Consider the following 15,891-nt stretch of genomic DNA (forward strand, 5'->3'; position numbering starts at 1 on the left):
CCTTACTTCACCGCTTGAACGCGCGAGGATAGTGCCGTGGCTAATGACGTAGAGCTTCTGATCTCGTATTTCGCGCTTTCGGGGCACGTTTACCCGCTGGGGGCCTGCTGAGGTCACTCCATTCCAATTCAAAGGCAGGGTCGAAGGGGCAGCGCGCGCGGGGTTCAACGGGTTCGGTCTTCACTACGAAGACACGATGGTCGCGCAAAGCACGATTGGTTTTGCGGAAATGAGACGCATTCTTCAAGACAATGGCATCAAATATCTGAAGATTGAATTTCTGCTCGATTGGTACCGGACTGACGAGAAGCGAATGGAATCCGACAAATTCCGTCAGCAAACTGCTCGATTGTCTCCGCCGAACTTGGAATGCGGGATATCAAGGTGGGCCCGGGATTCCAAGAAACGCATGCCGATGTGGCGCTCCGCCCATGGTGGCCTCCGTAAGGGGACACTTGGGAATGATCTGCAACGCAGAACCTAACGCAGCGTCCGGTTCACGCATTTCTTTCGGCACGAATGTTGTGACGCAGCTACAGCAATTCGCGCGCACGTTGTTAAGACGCATGAGGCTCGGGGCACTCAAGACATGAGAGTAGAAATGAAGAACTTCTTGCTTACGACTGTGAGCATTGTGGCGCTTGGCGCAATTGCGTCCGCATCCGGTGCAGACCTGGCTGCGCGGCCCGTCCAACCTCTCTACTCCAAAGCTCCGCCGCCTGTCGCGGCTGCAATTTACGACTGGAGCGGCCTCTACGTCGGTGTGAACGGCGGCTTGGGCTCAAGCTCGAATTGCTGGGACTACAATGGTCGCACCCCTGAGGGCTGTCATGATGCGACCGGCATTACCGTCGGCGGGCAGATCGGCTATCGATGGCAGATCGGCCAGATCGTGCTGGGCGTTGAAGGTCAGGGGAACTGGGCTGATCTGAGCGGATCCAACGTCAGCATTGCGTTCGGCGATGTCGACCAGAGCAAGATTGGTGGGTTCGGTACGATGACTGGGCAGATCGGTTATGCGCTCGACACCGTACTGTTTTACGCCAAGGGCGGCGTCGCAGTGGCGAGCAACACGTATCGAGTCAACTCCGCAGTCACGGGCGCGCAGTTCGCGGGCGCTGATAGCAGCCCTTGGGGTGCTACTGTGGGCGCCGGGATCGAAGTCGGTTTCGCGCCGAACTGGTCGGTAAGCGTCGAGTACGACCACTTGTTCATGCGGGATGCCGACGTGAACTTTGTCGTGGCTGCTGGTTCGCTGGGCGGCGACCGCATCCGCCAGGATTTCGATCTTGTGACTGCGCGGCTCAACTATAAGTTCGGCGGCCCGATTCTGCTCAAATATTGATCTGAAGTCGGACTGGTGAATCGAAGGCCCCGGCTAGACCGGGGCCTTTCAGGCATCGGGCGTGCGACGCGACTGGCGGGTGACCGGAAGTCAGGAACAGTTACCGAAACCGCGGCGAGTTCATCTTCTGAGCTGAAGTTCTAAATCGATAAAGGACAGCGAGCATGTTCGTTTCATTCTTCCCTCGACCAAAGTTGTTCTTTGCGTCGTCAATTCTTTGGACGGCGTTGGCGATGGCGTTTTGGTATGTATTTGCCGGCAATCTCTTTCCAGCCCCGGAGAAGCCGGTCGGGCTTGCGACGTTCTGGTCGGCCTCGGCGCTGTGGTTTGATCTCTATTTTGCGCTGGCCGTTACGGTGTTCGCGGCGGCATGGATGTTATTTGCCCCGCATCCCTGGGCGACGTGGTCCATTCTTGGTTCGGCGCTGATCCTGTTCACCTCTTACTTTCAGGTCCAGGTCTCGGTCGCGATCAACAGCTGGTATGGACCGTTCTATGACATGATCCAGGCTGCGCTTTCGAAGTCGGCGCCGGTCACGGTCGAGCAGTTCTACAGCGAGTTGTCGACCTTTGCCGGCATAGCGCTCGTGGCCGTCGTGGTCGGCGTGATGACGCGATTCTTCGTTAGCCACTACATCTTCCGCTGGCGCACGGCGATGAACGATTTTTATGTCGCCAACTGGCCACGGCTGCGCACGATCGAAGGCGCCTCCCAGCGGATCCAGGAAGACACCATGCGCTTCGCCAGCACCATGGAAGGTCTAGGCGTCAATCTCATCAGCGCGGTGCTGACACTGTTGGCGTTCCTGCCGGTTCTGGTGAGGCTGTCCAGCAACGTCACGGAGCTGCCTCTGTTCGGCTCGATTGCCTATCCGCTGGTGTTCGCCGCGGTGATCTGGTCGATCCTGGGCACCGGCGTTCTCGCGCTTATCGGCATCCGCCTGCCCGGAATTGAATTTTTCAACCAGCGGGTCGAAGCGGCCTATCGCAAGGAGCTCGTGCTCGGCGAGGATGATACGGCGCGTGCCAATGCGCCGACATTGAGCGTGCTGTTTAGCGACATTCGCAGGAATTACTTCCGGCTCTATCTGAACTTCATGTACTTCAATATCGGCCGGATCGTCTATCTGCAGACTGACGTCATCTTTCCTTATCTGCTGCTTGCGCCCACAATCATCGCGGGCAGGATCACCCTCGGCGCGATGAACCAGATCCTCAACGCGTTCACGCAAGTACGAACCTCGTTTCAGTATCTCGTCCACTCCTGGAGCACGATCGTCGAACTGAATCTCGATCTATCAGCGGCTGCGGAGCTTTGAGGCAAAGATCCACGGTGGGCCACTGCCGTCGATCGAGATAAGGAAGCCAGCCACATGATTCCTATAGCTATAGGGAGTTGACGGACACCTGACCTTCCGTTCCGCGTCAATCGGTCGCAACGCTGCTGAATTGCTTAAGTTGTGAGAAGGGGCACTCGAGAGAATGGCGCTCGGCGTGGAGAAACTTAGCAACTGCATATCGGAACCCCCGTGACGTGTTGTTGTGGATGACGGCTAGCGCGCTGTTGCAGCGCGCGGACTGAGGCAAAGGGGCGGCGGATGGCTGTAGGGGCCATTACAGCCGCGGCGGGTAAGCTACAAAGCAGCCGCGTCGCGTTCGACCTGCAGTCGAGCCAGCGGGTTCATGACACCGAAGACTTGCTCCGAGAAAACAGCCATGAATCTGATTTGCTCCTGGAAATGGGTTCTCAGAGTCCACACCGCCTAGCTCTACAAATAAGTACCAGCGTGTCGTAAGTTCGACAGTGTGAGTCAGACACGCCTCAACGGTGTTGTCCAGCGAGCAATCACATTTGTGTCACACATGGCACCGGACACTGACTGACTAGCCAGAACGACCATGCGGGATGTTTCAAACTTGATCCGCCTCCATGGAATACGGTGCTAAACAGGGGTAGGCATTACGTGGGGCGGCGAGCCCTTGTGACCGCCGGATGTGTTGGTGTCCATTCTGGTTCTGGCGGAACGGTAATCGAGCCCAGTGGCACCCAAGCTCGTTCTAGCGTCACTGGATCGCGCAGCTGGGCGAAAGTTTCGGTGCGAATATCGAGCCACTCGAACCAGCGATCCTGGACGGCGACAAGCTGGGCTGGCCGGAGCACGCCGAAATTATCTCGAAGAGAAATTCTTATCACCGTAAGCTCAACTGTGAACCGTGCCAGAAGAGTTCAAGATGATGTTGCGTCGTGTTTCAACTACCAGAACCGGGATTTGACAACTCTGAGCCTGCGGACCAATCCGTTTCCGCCGAGCCGGAGCTCTGGCCGTGAACATGACCGCCAGATTGAGCAGCGTGGATTCACAAGCGTGGCTCGCCGACTATAGCAACCGCGCCGCACATCCGGCTCAAAAGGCGCGACGAGCTCCTAAGCTGGAATTGGCGCGATCGGAACAAGCAATCCACTAAGGCTGCCCAATTCACGGCTCGGCGATCCTCACCAAATGCTTTACGAACTTTTGTTGATAGCGTCAGCAAGCGTCGACTTGAAAACCAAAGGACCTATCCGCAGGATGCTTTCTTAAGCCGTCATGCATCCAGAATGAGCGGAGCACGAACTGTCACATTACCGAAACCTAGCTCTAGTACTTGTAGGCTCGGCCGTCTCCCTTACTCCTCCCGCTCCCTGGAGCGAAGAAGGTTTATTCCGCACGGCTTTCCGGGGGCCACCGGCCAGGCGGGCCGGAGCCGAGGTCGGCCAGATCTCCGTTGTTTTTGGATTAGCGCCATGACACCGAAAACCAAACTATGCGCTTTGTTGCGAGGTGTTCTGGACGATGCGATCGGGATGGTGCCCGAAGCAAACCGGACGTCTTCGTTGAAGGCGTGCCTCGCCGAAAAGGTATTAGCTCTGGCCGCAAAAGGTCACTTGGATCCAACTGTCTTGACGCGTCTCGCGCTACGGAGTCTGCAGGAATCCTGTTGTGGTTGCTACGGGTGCGAACTGCAGAACCCCCTTCGAGGTGTGAAGGACCGAGAATGAACTCCAAACCTATTCCCCGCGCTCCGGCGTAGCTGACCGCCTGGGTTTCGGCGGGTTGCAAGGCGGCGCGAGATTAGAGGTCTGCCCGGCCATGGAGCTTGCGCCCGGCAGCGATGCCATCTGAGCGCGAGGGTTATGGCGTCCTGCCCGGAGAAACTCGGGTCAGTCCTGCTGTGGATGCCGCCTTGCTCCATCATGAGGTCGCCCGTGTCCGCGGCTTTCACTGACGTCATTGCGCCCCGCCCGCGGCACATATGGATTTCTCCTCTGTCCGCATCGGCGCTTGGCGCGCGATATCGGCGATGTCGGAGGGCAGGGTGCTCGCCTGCCCGGTTGCCGCTAGTAGCCGAAGCGGGCGAGGCCGAGTGATCCGAAAGATCGGACGGGCCGGTGAGATGTTGGAAAGCCGAGCTGCCTATCGTCCGGGTTCGCGACAGACGCGGATGAGCCGATCTATTATGTCCTCAACGCTTGCAGGCGGACTCTTGCCGTGGCCGCCTCAGCGGAGGCAGCTGTGTTCGACGATCTCGTCTGCCTCGATTGCGACGGCGATGCGCCGCTTACCCTGGCAAGGCGGCAGCCGCAAGCCAAGCAGTATCATTCCCGCGGCATCGACGCAGGTTCCGAGCTCGTCGCCCTTGCGACTACCCCTCTCCACGATTACGGCTGACTTTCGGTGTCGAGTGTGCTCAGCGCTGAGCCGGCGGTTCCCCGCGAAGTGCTGAGCTTGCCGTCCGGAGAAGGAGGGGTCGCAGGCCAGCGAAAGGGGCCGGGATCGCGCAGGCGGCGCTTGAATCTCACGTCGGAATTGCCTGAATGGCCGGGCTCTGAGCGGGCCATGCTTCCCTTCAAATGGCCCCGGCTAGGCCGGGGCCATCGACGCAACTAGGGATCAATATTTCAGGAGAATCGGACCGCCAAACTTATAGTTGACCCGTACCGTGATAAGATCGAGATCCTCGCGGATGCGATCGGCCCCACCAATGTTCCCGCTGAATTTCACCGTGCGGGGCTGGAAGAACAGGTGGTCGTACTCGAAGCCCACCGTCCAGTTCGGTGCGATGCCGTGCTCGAATCCGACCCCCAACACACCGCCCCAAAGAACGTCACTTTTCCTAGCGGCTCCTGCCACGGTCGAGCTGATCTGATGGATGTTGCTCGTGACTGCGGCGCCGCCTTTGCCGTAAAGTACGTTATTCCCAAAGGCATAACCAATCTGCCCCGTCATGAGACCGAACGCGTCAATCTTAGTCTGGTTGGTAGTATCGGAAAACGGGATGCTGTGATTGGACCCGGTCAAATCAGCCCAGTTGCCCTGGCCCTCAACACCCAGCACGATCTGGCCCATCTGCCATCGATAGCCGATCTGGAGGCCCACGCTACCGCCTGTCGGATGATGACAGCCCTCGGGCTTGCTGCCAAGGTACTCCCAACAACTCTCGCCTGAGCTCAGACCACCGTTCACGCCGAAATAGTAAGCACTCCAATCGTAGATTGCAGCCGCGACAGGTCCCGGAGCGGTGGTGTAGAGAGGCCTGATGGGTTGCGCAGGCAGATCAGCACTGAATGCGGGGGCCACCGCAGCAAGCGCCACCGTACTGACTGTCATAAGCAACAAGTTCTTCATTTCTATTCCCATGTCTTGAGTGCCCCCGAGCCTGCTGCGTCTTAACAACGTGCACGCAAATTGCTGTAACTGCATCGCAACATTGGCGCTGGAAGAAATGCGTGAAACAAACGCCGCGTCAGGTTGCGGCGTTGCAGATATCTCCAACTCCTTGACATGCCCCTTCGCTTGCGAGCGTAGATCAGCGCGGTGTCCTGCCTCTCGCGCACCCGACAGCTTGACGGCATGCTCCACCTCGCGACGTAGTAGCGTGGTAGGTCGACGGGGCGCCCGGTAAGTGCGTGTTCCAGCCGTTCGTGATCACGGAGTCCAAGCCATCGTGATCGCCCATTCCAGAGCATCGTGATCACCGTTTCCAGCCGATCGTGATCGCTATTTCAGCGATTGCGATCGGGGTAACCAGGAGGCGCGCACCGCTGACAGTCTGCAACCCGGCTACCTTGGTCTTTTGCCTAACTCCGACTGCTTCAGCTATGCGAACGCTACAAGCAATGGGCCGGCCCCCTCAAGCCCATCCTGTCCCCAGGTCCATGTCGCCGGCGAGAAGCTGTTCGTCGACTATTCCGGCCAGACCATGGAGCTGGGTTGACGGAGTACGATACACGCCAGTCCTGCTCCGGCTCCGCGGATGAAACCGTCAATGCAGGAGCGATCGGTTGGGCTTTCGGTCAGGGGCGGCGCCGACGGAGCAACGAACCCGGAAACTCTCACGCAAATAACCGCACACGTTCTTAATGTGGGTCAGTGGTGTGAGGTCCGCGATAGGATCTCCCGAAATCAGGCTCATAAGTGCCGCGGTTTTCGCCCATGCCACAAGTACGGGTCCGATTAGGTTGTGGGCGCGTCCGCTCCGCGGACGGGGCTCTATGAGCCAGCTTGCCGAGCCATGCTGTCTCGGCCTTTCGGATCACGATGCCTCGCGCAAGCCATAAAGTGCTCCTCGCCGGGGGCACTCGGAAAACGGGCTCGCCTGTGGCGAGCGTTATTACGGCCCCGTTCCCGCGTGCCGCTCAAACACCGGTGTTGTCGCTGCACTCGTCCCGCATGCCCCTTCGGGCCGCTATGCTCGCGGCCGGGCTGTGAACACTGAAGCTGATCCCGAAGGCGCTGCGGCTCGCCATGAAAGGGACGTAGAAAAATCTGCGCTTGTTCACGCTACCGCCCTCCAGCGCCCCAACGAAATCAAGCAGTTGGTATTCTGTTGCGATATCGTCAAATCCGAGTTTTCCGGCATCGTCTATCACGCCAACTATCTGCGCTTCATGGAGCGCGGGCGGACCAATCATCTGCGGCTGATGGGCGCCGAGCAGCAGGCATTGTTCGAGCAGGCCGAGGCGGAAGACGCAAGCTTCGCCTTCGTGGTGCGCTCGATGCATCTCGATTTCCTCAAGCCTGCCCGGATGGATGACGTGCTCGATGTCGTGACCTGGCCGGTCGCCGTGAAGGGCGCCTCCATCATGCTGGCGCAGGAGGTGCGGCGCGGCGAAGTCGTGCTGGTCAAAGCCGAGGTGCGGGTCGCCTTCATCAGCGGCGGACGTGCCCAGCCGATCCCGAAATCGATCCGCGCCTTGATGAAGGCTGATCCGATTTCGTGATCGGGCGATAGCGGACGGCCCTCTCGACTCCCCCGCGCGCGGCGATAGATTGCACTCCCGCCAACCGATGAGGCCCTCATGTCGCGCCCGCCGCTCCCGCCCTTTACCCGTGAGACCGCAGCGCAAAAGGCCCGCATGGCCGAGGATGCCTGGAATTCGCGCGACCCGGTGCGCGTCTCGCTCGCCTATACCGAGGACAGCCGCTGGCGCAATCGCTCCGAGGTTTTTCAGGGGCGCGAGGCCATCGTCACGTTCCTCACCCGCAAATGGGAGAAGGAGCACGACTACCGCCTGATCAAGGACCTCTGGGCGTTCGACGAAAACCGCATCGCGGTTCGCTTCCAATACGAATGGCACGATGCGAGCGGCCAGTGGTATCGCTCCTACGGCAACGAGCAGTGGGAGTTCGACGAGCACGGCCTGATGCGGCGCCGCGAAGCCTCGATCAACGACATCGCGATTGCGGAGAAGGACCGGCGGTTTCACTGGCCGGCACCGGGGCCGAGGCCTGCGGATGTGGTGGGGCTGGGGACGGATCCGTTCTGAGGCTTGCAAACAACTCTCTCCCCTCATGGTGAGGAGCCGCGAAGCGGCGTCTCGAACCATGCAGGCCCGGTTGCTGCATTTGGGCCTCTATCCTTCGAGACGCGCGCGGGAGCGCGCTCGTCAGGATGAGGAGGTGGACCTGCGCGCTAGAAATCTCGTAATCGCGCCACCAAGCTTGGCGTGATCCATCGGCTGCGCCAGTGATTCCCTCGCGGTGGCAACGACATCCTCCGGCGCCTTGCCGATGCGCAGCTCGCAGCACACTTGCGCAAACTCCACGTCGAACTCCGGATGCGGCTGCAGGGTGAGCGTCGCGCCGTTGGCGTAGAGCAGGCCGGCATGCGGGGTGAAATCGGAGGAGAGGATCGTCAGCGCATCGTTGGGCGGCTCCATCACCTGGTCCTGATGCGAGCAGGCGATGGCGACCGCTTCGCCGTCAACGACGCCGTTGTCCGGCAGCACCTGATAGACGTGCCGGCCGATGCCCCAGCCCTTCTCCGACTTGCGCACGGTGCCGCCGAGCGCCTGCGCGATCAACTGATGGCCGAAGCAGACGCCGACCATGGGTGTCCTGTTGGCGTAGGCCGTGCGCACGAAATCTTCCAGCGGCGCGATCCAGTCGAGCCCGTCATAGACGCCGGCGGCCGCGCCGGTGATCAGCACCGCCTCCAAATTGCGCGGATCGGGCAGCGCATCGCCGTTCGGGATGCTGACGATTTCGACCGTAGCTGTCGGATCCTCGGCGCGGACCATGCGCTCGAACATGTCCGGGAATGAACCGTGGCGCTCGCAATATTTTTGTGGGACCTGTCCGGTCTCGATGATGGTGATGCGTGCCATGTGCCCTCCGGTAAAGGTCAAGCTCAGTCGCTTCCTGCCCCATGTTGTTGGTGTGGCGCTGTGCGCTCCAGCAGCGCACTCTCTTTCCGGACCTCGTTGAGAAACGCCTTGGCCAGGCGCGACAGCGGCTCGGCTTCCGACCATAGCATATAGGCCACGGCGTGCGTCGTCGGCGCGAACGGCCGTACGGCGAGGCCGGTCCCGCCGTTCTGCCGTGGCGAGAAGGGATCGACCACCGCGGCGCCGACGCCAGCGGCGGCGAGCACGCAGGCCGTGTTGCAGTAGCGCACCTCGACGGTCGGCTGGAACCGCGCGCCGGCGCGGGCAAAACTGTCGCGCACGGCTTCACCGAGCCGCGTGCCGCGCTCGAGCCCGATGAAGGGGAGTCCGGACAGGTCCGCGGCCGAGATTACCGGCCGGTCGGCGAGCGGGTGCTGCAGCGGCAGCACGCACACCATCTCGCCGGTGTGCACCACCTCATGGGCGATGCCGGGATGATGTGTCAGCCCGAGCGCAAAGCCGAGTTCGGCGACTCGGTTGAGCACGCCTTCGATGATGCCCTCGTAGCGCCGCACGTCGAAGAACACCCGGGTCTCCGGGCGGCGGCGCAGGAAGCCTGACAGCGCCGCGGGGATGATGCTGTAGGCGAGCGGCGGCGTCGCGACCAGCGCGAGATGCCCGGAGCGGTTCTCGCGAAGATCGCGCACGCGGTTCTCGAGCTTTGCGTGCAGCGCGAAGATCGCCTCGCTCTCCTTGTAGAGCGCCATCGCTTCCGTGGTCGGAAACAGCCGGTTGTTGACGCGCTCGAACAGCGCAAAACCCGCCTGCGCCTCCATCGTCTTCAGCGCGTTGCTGACGGCGGGCTGCGACAACGCCAGTTCGTCGGCCGCCGCAACCGTGGTGCGGTGGCGGATGACGGCGCGGAGAATCTCGAGCTGGCGCAGGTTCATATCACTGCCGATTATACTCTGGGCCAAAACATCATAGCAGAACGAATTGATTTTGCAGCCCCGCTTCCGCGTAATGGCCGCAGATTTGCACGTCGCATCAAAGGGTTCATCCGCCCATTGAGGCGCCACTGCGCACAGATTGGAGGCAATCTTGGTTCGTGTCCTTCGCGCCGCCGCCGCACAGATGGGGCCGACGCAAAAAGCCGATACGCGCGAGCATACGCTGTCGCGGATGCTTGCGCTGCTGGAGGAGGCGGCCGGCCGCGGCGCCAGCCTCGTGGTGTTTCCCGAGCTTGCCTTCACCACCTTCTTCCCGCGCTGGCTGCTCGAAGGCGAGGCGCTCGACCATTATTTCGAACGCGGCATGCCGAACCCGAACGTCGCCGCCTTGTTCGACCGTGCGCGTGCGCTGCGCGTCGGCTTCTATGTTGGCTATGCCGAGCTGACGCCCGATGGACGCCGCTACAATTGCGCCATCCTGGTCGACCGCGACGGCGAGCTGCTCGGCCGCTATCGCAAGGTGCACCTGCCGGGCTCGGTCGAGCCGCGACAGGGTGCGCGCTACCAGCAGCTCGAGAAGCGCTATTTCGACTATGGCGACCTCGGCTTTCCCGCCTTCCGCGCCGGCTCGGCCTGGGCCCACGCGATCATGGGCATGATGATCTGCAACGATCGCCGTTGGCCGGAATCCTGGCGCGTGCTTGGCCTGCAGGGCGTCGAGCTCGTCTGCATCGGCTACAATTCGGCGGCCTATGATCCCAATGGGGGCAGCACGGAAGATGCCTCCTTGCGCACCTTCCACTCTACGCTGGTGACGCAGGCCAACGCCTACATGAACGCGACCTGGGCGATCTCGGTGGCGAAGGCAGGCGAGGAGGACGGCTCCGGGCTGATCGGCGGCTCCTGCATCGTCGATCCCAATGGCCGCATTGTTGCGCAGGCCGCAACGCTGACCGATGAGGTGATCGTCGCCGACATCGATCTCGACCTCTGCCGCCAGGGCAAGGACAAGATGTTCAACTTCGCCGCACACCGGCGGCCGGAGCAATACCGGGTGATCACCGAACGCGCCGGCGTGATCGAACCCGCGGTTCTCGACGCAGACTGACAGGACGTTCCAGCAACACTGGCAAAGGAGCCGATATGACGCGCCTCTCGTATTTCTTCGGCATCGCAGCGTTGGCGGCCGTGACGTCCGCGCAGGCGGCGGAGCTTCCGGCGGAGATCAAGCAGGCGGGCGCGTTGAAGCTCACGGTCAACTCGACATACGCGCCGATGGAATATCGCGATCCCGCAACGAATGAGCTCGTCGGGCTCGACGTCGATCTGGCGAACGAGCTCGCCAAGCGGCTCGGCCTGACGATCGTGTGGAGCGAGACGCCGTTCGCCGAATTGATCCCCTCGCTCCAGACCAAACGCGCCGATTTCATCATCTCCGGCATCTCCGATCGCGCCTCGCGGCGCGAGACCGCCGATTTCGTCGATTATCTTGGGACCGGCCCGCAGTTCTTCGTGATGGCGGAGAACGAAGCCAAGGCTGCGACCGATCTCTGCGGCAAGAAGGTCGGGACCACCCGCAGCACCAGCTTCCCGGTCGAGATCGAGAAGTGGAGCAAGCAGAATTGCGAGCCGGCCGGCAAGCCGGCGATCCAGTACGTGCCGGGCGAGAACTCGATCGACGTTCGCAACCAGCTCAAGCAGGGCCGTATCGACGCCGCCGTACAGGGCAGCGAGACGCTGCCTTATGCGCAGACGCAGGAACCCGGCAAATACCGCGTGATCGGCGAGCCCTTTGCCAAAGGCTATCAGGGCATCATGTTCCGCAAGGACGATGCGGCGCTTCGTGAAGTGGTGACCGAGAAGCTCATCGCGATGATCGCCGACGGTTCCTACAAGGCTGTCCTCGACAAATGGAGCCTTGGCGGCAACGCGGTCGCCCAGCCCATGCTGAACGCGGCGCCGCAATGAAGCCGGCACCGGCACTCGCGGAGGGTTTTCCCGATCTGTCGGGAATGCGGGTCGCGCGCGAGCCGCACTGGTTTCGCTGGCTCAGCGCGGCGCTGATCGTCCTCGTGCTTGCATTGATCGGGCGCGCTTTTGCGGGCGGCCAGATCGAATGGTCTTATGTCGGCCGCTTCCTGACCGCAAAGGTGATCATAGAGGGCATCGTCAACACCATGGTGATGGCGGTGCTGGCGATGGCGCTCGGTATCTTCCTTGGCGTCGTCGTCGCGATCATGCGGCTGTCGCCCAACCCGGTACTGAAGACCGTTGCCGCCGGCTACACTTGGTTGTTCCGCGGCACGCCGCTGATCCTGCAACTGCTGCTGTGGTTCAATCTTGCGCTGGTGTTTCCGACCATCGGGATTCCCGGCCTGTGGAGCGCGCGCGCCGTCGACGTCATGACGCCGTTCCTCGCCGCGCTGCTCGGGCTCGGCATCAACCAGGGTGCCTATACCTCGGAAGTGATGCGCGCCGGCATGCTATCAGTCGATATCGGGCAATATGAGGCCGCGCAGGCGATTGGCATGGGACGCTTGCGTGCGCTGCGCCGGATCGTGCTGCCGCAGGCGATGCGGGTGGTGATCCCGCCGCTCGGCAACGAGTTCATCGGCATGGTGAAGGCGACCTCGCTCGCCAGCGTCATCCAGTATCCGGAACTGCTGCACAACGCCGAAAACATCTACTACGCCAATTCGCGCGTGATCGAGCTCCTGATCGTGGCCGGGCTCTGGTACCTGCTCGTCGTCTCGGTCCTGACGCCGCTCCAGATGCTGCTCGAACGCCGTTTTGCGCGCGGCACATTGCGGCTCGCGCGATGACAAAACCTCTCGTCGCGATTCGCTCGGTCAGCAAGAGTTTTGGCGAGTTTCAGGCTCTCAAAAACGTTACGCTCGATGTCTGGCCCGGCGAGGTGATGTGTCTGATCGGCGCCTCCGGCTCGGGCAAGACCACGCTGCTCCGCTGCATCAACCAGCTCGCCGCGATCGACAGTGGCGGCATCTGGCTCGACGGCGAGCTCCTGGGCGTGCGCGAGCAGGGCGGACGACTGCATCGGCTCAGCGAGCGCGAAATCGGGCGGCAGCGGCTGAAGACCGGCATGGTGTTCCAGCGCTTCAACCTGTTTCCGCACAAGACCGCGCTCGAAAACATCACCGAGGGTCCGCTCCAGGTTCAAGGCCGAAAATCCGACGAGGTGCGCGCTGAGGCGATCGAGCTGCTGCGGCGCGTCGGATTGTCGGCCAAAGCGGACGCGTATCCCGCCCAGCTCTCCGGCGGCCAGCAGCAGCGCGTCGCGATTGCCCGCGCGCTTGCCATGAAGCCGATGCTGATGCTGTTCGACGAGCCGACCAGCGCGCTCGATCCCGAGCTCGTCGGCGAGGTCTTGGCGGTCATGAAGGAGCTGGCGCGGAGCGGCATGACCATGATGGTCGTGACGCACGAACTCGGCTTCGCGCGCGAGGTTGCCGACCGCGTCGTCTACATGGACCAGGGCGCGATCATCGAGCACGGGCGCGCATCCGATGTCTTGGGCGCGCCGCGCGAGGAGCGTACCAAGGCATTTCTTTCGGCAGTGATCTGAATGGGGGCGTATCGATGAAGAGACTTCTGGTTACGGCGGCACTCGTTGGCGCCATGAGCGCTCCGGTCATGGCAGTCGAGCTGCCGGCGGAGATCGCCAAGCGCGGCAGCATCAAGGTCGCGCTGGTGCCGAACTATCCGCCGATGGAGTTCCGCGATCCCGCCACCAACGCGTTGTCCGGCTTCGACATCGATCTCGGCGAGGCCATCGGCCGCAAGCTCGGCGTCAAGATCGAGTGGCAGGAGACCAGCTTTGCCGAGTTCATGCCGTCGATCTCGACCGGGCGGGTGGACGCCATCCTGTCCGGCTTCACGGACTATGCCAGCCGGCACGAGATCGCGTCCTTCGTCGATTATTTGCGCAGCGGCCCGCAGTTCTTCGTGCAGCAGTCGCGCAAGGCGGAGTTCAAGGACGCAGCCGCGCTCTGTGGCAAGAAGGTCGGCGCCAGCCGCCGCACCATGTTCCCGGCGCAGATCGCGGCCTGGAGCGAGAAGAATTGCGGCACCAATCCGATCCAGTTCGTCGGCACCGACGGCTCGGCCGACGCCCGCACCCAGCTCAGGCAGGGCCGCATCGATGCCGCCGCCCAGGGCAACGAGACGCTGCCCTACATCATGGACCTCGAGCCCGGCACCTATGCGACCGTGGGCGAGCCCATCGCGCAGCAATTCACCGGCATCGCTCTGCCGGTCAAGGAAAAGGCGCTGCAGCAAGCCATGCTGGAGGCGGTCGACGCGCTGATCGCGGACGGCACGTATCGCACGCTGCTTGCCAAGTGGAAACTGAGCGACAACGCACTCGAAAAGGCGACCATCAATGCTGGACAGTAACGCACTCCAGAGCATCCCGCTCACCCCAGCCAACACCGCGGATCCTGCGCCGGAATACCCCTGGCCGAAGCCGTACAATTCGGCGATGTTCCTGTCGTTCGACGTGGACGCGGAGAGCGCCTGGACCAGCAAGGACGCGGTGCACGCGCAGCGGCTCATCACCATGAGCTATGGCGGCTATGAGGCACGCGTCGGCACGCCGAAGCTCCTGGAGCTGCTCGACCAGTTCGATCTCAAGGCGACCTTCTTCGTCACGGGATGGTCGGTCGAAGCGCATCCGGCGATGGCCGAGTCCATTCTCAAGGCCGGTCACGAGATCGGCCACCACGGCTATCACCATCTCCTTCCCGATCCCGGCGATCCCTGGATCGAGGAGGAGCTTGAGCGCGGTTTTGAGGCGCTCAAGCGCCGGCTTGGCGTCAGGCCGACCGGCTATCGCGCGCCTTACGGCGAGTTCACCGAGGAGCTGCGGGTGGCGCTGGTGCGCCACGGCATCGTCTACACCTCCTCGTTTCGCGACGACGTGCGGCCCTATCGCCATCGTCTCGCCGACGGCAAGCCGGGCACGATCGAGCTGCCGGTGACCGCAAGCTATGACGACTGGATGCACGGCCTGTCCGCGCGCTTCAGCCCCCGCTCGATCTTCCCCAAGGAGCATGTGCTCTCGATCTGGAAGGATGAGCTCGATGAAACCAGAGACTGGGGCGCGATGGTGACGACGGTGCTGCATCCGCAGTGCAGTGGCCGTCCGATGCGGCTGCGCCTGCTGCGTGAGTTCCTGACCTACGCAAAGTCGTGCCCGGACGTCTGGATCACGACCGGCGAGAAGATCGCGGAAAACTTCCTGCGCCACGAGGCCGGAAAAAGTTGAGCCACGCCATGACCCGCATCCTCGTCATCAACCCTAACTCCTCCGCATCGGTGACGGCGGCGATCGACGACGCCGTCGCGCCGCTACGCATCGCCGGCGGACCCGCAATCGAGGTCGTCGGCCTTGCCGGGGGGCCGCCGGGCATCAGCTCGCAACGCGACGCCGACAGCATGGTGATGCCGCTGGTCAACCGTGTGTCGCGCGACGATGCGGATGCCTTCGTGCTCGCCTGCTTCAGTGATCCCGGCCTGCATGCGGTGCGCGAGGCGGTCGGCGGGCGCCCGGTGATGGGCATCGCCGAGTGCGGCATCTTTCGCGCAATGATGCTGGGCGAGCGGTTTGGCGTCATCGCGCTGTCGCCGTCGAGCATTCGCCGCCAGCAGCGGATGGTGCGGCTGATGGGCATCGACAGCCGCTATGCCGGAAGCTGGTCGGTCGGCGCGAGCGCGGCGGAAACGGCAGGCGCGGACATCCGGGGACGGTTGATTGAAGCCGGCCGCGCGCTGGTCTCGCAATGCCGTGCCGATGTCGTGGTGATGGGCTGCGCCGGCATGGCCTCGCACCGCGCGGCGATTGCGGATACCATCGGTGTCCCCGTGGTCGAGCCGGCGCAGCAGGCGGTGGCCGCTGCGATCGGCGCGGTCTTGTTGAACACGTAAGATCC

General features: G+C 62.3%; 14 protein-coding genes and 1 pseudogene. 11 read left to right on the forward strand and 4 right to left on the reverse strand.

Annotated features, from left to right (window positions below; all coding sequences use genetic code 11):
• The first annotated feature begins 601 nt into the window (after window positions 1-601).
• Both BcanWU425_RS08400 and sbmA read left to right on the forward strand, forming a co-directional pair.
• Entirely contained in the window at window positions 602-1,345 is a 744-nt protein-coding gene (locus BcanWU425_RS08400; RefSeq protein WP_204512246.1) for an outer membrane protein, read from the forward strand.
• Between the two features lie 164 nt (window positions 1,346-1,509).
• Window positions 1,510-2,722 (forward strand): annotated as a pseudogene (gene sbmA / locus BcanWU425_RS08405) (peptide antibiotic transporter SbmA).
• 2,162 nt (window positions 2,723-4,884) lie between these two features.
• On the opposite strand, the gene BcanWU425_RS37675 reads toward sbmA, so the two are convergent.
• Both BcanWU425_RS37675 and BcanWU425_RS08415 read right to left on the reverse strand, forming a co-directional pair.
• Entirely contained in the window at window positions 4,885-4,986 is a 102-nt protein-coding gene (locus BcanWU425_RS37675) for a hypothetical protein (protein ID WP_369126693.1), read from the reverse strand.
• A gap of 291 nt (window positions 4,987-5,277) precedes the next feature.
• Entirely contained in the window at window positions 5,278-6,012 is a 735-nt protein-coding gene (locus BcanWU425_RS08415; RefSeq protein WP_085348947.1) for an outer membrane protein, read from the reverse strand.
• Between the two features lie 1,190 nt (window positions 6,013-7,202).
• Here BcanWU425_RS08415 and BcanWU425_RS08420 point away from each other — a divergent pair.
• A complete protein-coding gene (locus BcanWU425_RS08420; RefSeq protein ID WP_210350912.1) occupies window positions 7,203-7,607 on the forward strand; it encodes a YbgC/FadM family acyl-CoA thioesterase in 405 nt (134 codons plus the stop codon).
• A gap of 78 nt (window positions 7,608-7,685) precedes the next feature.
• Complete coding sequence (locus BcanWU425_RS08425) at window positions 7,686-8,153, forward strand: nuclear transport factor 2 family protein (RefSeq protein WP_085348942.1); 468 nt, start codon at window positions 7,686-7,688, stop codon at window positions 8,151-8,153.
• A 120-nt stretch (window positions 8,154-8,273) separates the two neighbouring features.
• Here BcanWU425_RS08425 and BcanWU425_RS08430 read toward each other — a convergent pair whose 3' ends face one another.
• Together BcanWU425_RS08430 and BcanWU425_RS08435 are read right to left on the reverse strand one after the other, a co-directional pair.
• Complete coding sequence (locus tag BcanWU425_RS08430; protein ID WP_204512242.1) at window positions 8,274-8,993, reverse strand: type 1 glutamine amidotransferase; 720 nt, start codon at window positions 8,991-8,993, stop codon at window positions 8,274-8,276.
• Between the two features lie 23 nt (window positions 8,994-9,016).
• Window positions 9,017-9,943, reverse strand: coding sequence for a LysR family transcriptional regulator (locus tag BcanWU425_RS08435; protein WP_204512241.1), 927 nt, complete (start codon window positions 9,941-9,943; stop codon window positions 9,017-9,019).
• A gap of 184 nt (window positions 9,944-10,127) precedes the next feature.
• On the opposite strand from BcanWU425_RS08435, the gene BcanWU425_RS08440 reads away from it, so the two are divergent.
• Genes BcanWU425_RS08440 through BcanWU425_RS08470 form a run of 7 tightly spaced genes read left to right on the forward strand, consistent with a single transcriptional unit; the run spans window position 10,128 to window position 15,886 of the window.
• A complete protein-coding gene (locus BcanWU425_RS08440) occupies window positions 10,128-11,051 on the forward strand; it encodes an N-carbamoyl-D-amino-acid hydrolase (RefSeq protein ID WP_231190871.1) in 924 nt (307 codons plus the stop codon).
• A 35-nt stretch (window positions 11,052-11,086) separates the two neighbouring features.
• A complete protein-coding gene (locus BcanWU425_RS08445; RefSeq protein WP_204512240.1) occupies window positions 11,087-11,911 on the forward strand; it encodes an ABC transporter substrate-binding protein in 825 nt (274 codons plus the stop codon).
• Entirely contained in the window at window positions 11,908-12,765 is an 858-nt protein-coding gene (locus BcanWU425_RS08450) for an amino acid ABC transporter permease (RefSeq protein ID WP_204512239.1), read from the forward strand. The genes BcanWU425_RS08445 and BcanWU425_RS08450 overlap by 4 nt, the downstream gene beginning before the upstream one ends.
• A complete protein-coding gene (locus tag BcanWU425_RS08455) occupies window positions 12,762-13,526 on the forward strand; it encodes an amino acid ABC transporter ATP-binding protein (protein ID WP_204512238.1) in 765 nt (254 codons plus the stop codon). The genes BcanWU425_RS08450 and BcanWU425_RS08455 overlap by 4 nt, the downstream gene beginning before the upstream one ends.
• Window positions 13,527-13,540: 14 nt before the next feature.
• Window positions 13,541-14,356 (forward strand): ABC transporter substrate-binding protein, encoded by an 816-nt coding sequence (locus tag BcanWU425_RS08460; protein ID WP_204512237.1) that lies wholly within the window; start codon window positions 13,541-13,543, stop codon window positions 14,354-14,356.
• Window positions 14,343-15,227 carry a polysaccharide deacetylase family protein gene (locus BcanWU425_RS08465; RefSeq protein ID WP_204512236.1) on the forward strand — a complete coding sequence of 295 codons (885 nt, stop codon included), beginning with the start codon at window positions 14,343-14,345 and terminating at the stop codon, window positions 15,225-15,227. Before BcanWU425_RS08460 ends, BcanWU425_RS08465 begins: the two co-directional genes overlap by 14 nt.
• Window positions 15,228-15,235: 8 nt before the next feature.
• Window positions 15,236-15,886 (forward strand): aspartate/glutamate racemase family protein, encoded by a 651-nt coding sequence (locus BcanWU425_RS08470; protein ID WP_204512235.1) that lies wholly within the window; start codon window positions 15,236-15,238, stop codon window positions 15,884-15,886.
• Window positions 15,887-15,891: the final 5 nt, after the last annotated feature.

Origin of the sequence: Bradyrhizobium sp. WU425 (genome assembly GCF_021052305.1) — a bacterium.
Classification (GTDB): Bacteria; Pseudomonadota; Alphaproteobacteria; order Rhizobiales; family Xanthobacteraceae; genus Bradyrhizobium; species Bradyrhizobium canariense_D.

Excerpts from the sequence above, each read along its gene's own strand:
- BcanWU425_RS08400 (WP_204512246.1), top strand. The coding sequence starts at position 602 with ATGAAGAACTTCTTGCTTACGACTGTGAGCATTGTGGCGCTTGGCGCA.
- BcanWU425_RS37675 (WP_369126693.1), bottom strand. The coding sequence starts at position 4,986 with ATGATACTGCTTGGCTTGCGGCTGCCGCCTTGCCAGGGTAAGCGGCGC.
- BcanWU425_RS08415 (WP_085348947.1), bottom strand. The coding sequence starts at position 6,012 with ATGAAGAACTTGTTGCTTATGACAGTCAGTACGGTGGCGCTTGCTGCG.
- BcanWU425_RS08425 (WP_085348942.1), top strand. The coding sequence starts at position 7,686 with ATGTCGCGCCCGCCGCTCCCGCCCTTTACCCGTGAGACCGCAGCGCAA.
- BcanWU425_RS08430 (WP_204512242.1), bottom strand. The coding sequence starts at position 8,993 with ATGGCACGCATCACCATCATCGAGACCGGACAGGTCCCACAAAAATAT.
- BcanWU425_RS08435 (WP_204512241.1), bottom strand. The coding sequence starts at position 9,943 with ATGAACCTGCGCCAGCTCGAGATTCTCCGCGCCGTCATCCGCCACCGC.
- BcanWU425_RS08440 (WP_231190871.1), top strand. The coding sequence starts at position 10,128 with ATGGGGCCGACGCAAAAAGCCGATACGCGCGAGCATACGCTGTCGCGG.
- BcanWU425_RS08445 (WP_204512240.1), top strand. The coding sequence starts at position 11,087 with ATGACGCGCCTCTCGTATTTCTTCGGCATCGCAGCGTTGGCGGCCGTG.
- BcanWU425_RS08450 (WP_204512239.1), top strand. The coding sequence starts at position 11,908 with ATGAAGCCGGCACCGGCACTCGCGGAGGGTTTTCCCGATCTGTCGGGA.
- BcanWU425_RS08455 (WP_204512238.1), top strand. The coding sequence starts at position 12,762 with ATGACAAAACCTCTCGTCGCGATTCGCTCGGTCAGCAAGAGTTTTGGC.
- BcanWU425_RS08460 (WP_204512237.1), top strand. The coding sequence starts at position 13,541 with ATGAAGAGACTTCTGGTTACGGCGGCACTCGTTGGCGCCATGAGCGCT.
- BcanWU425_RS08465 (WP_204512236.1), top strand. The coding sequence starts at position 14,343 with ATGCTGGACAGTAACGCACTCCAGAGCATCCCGCTCACCCCAGCCAAC.
- BcanWU425_RS08470 (WP_204512235.1), top strand. The coding sequence starts at position 15,236 with ATGACCCGCATCCTCGTCATCAACCCTAACTCCTCCGCATCGGTGACG.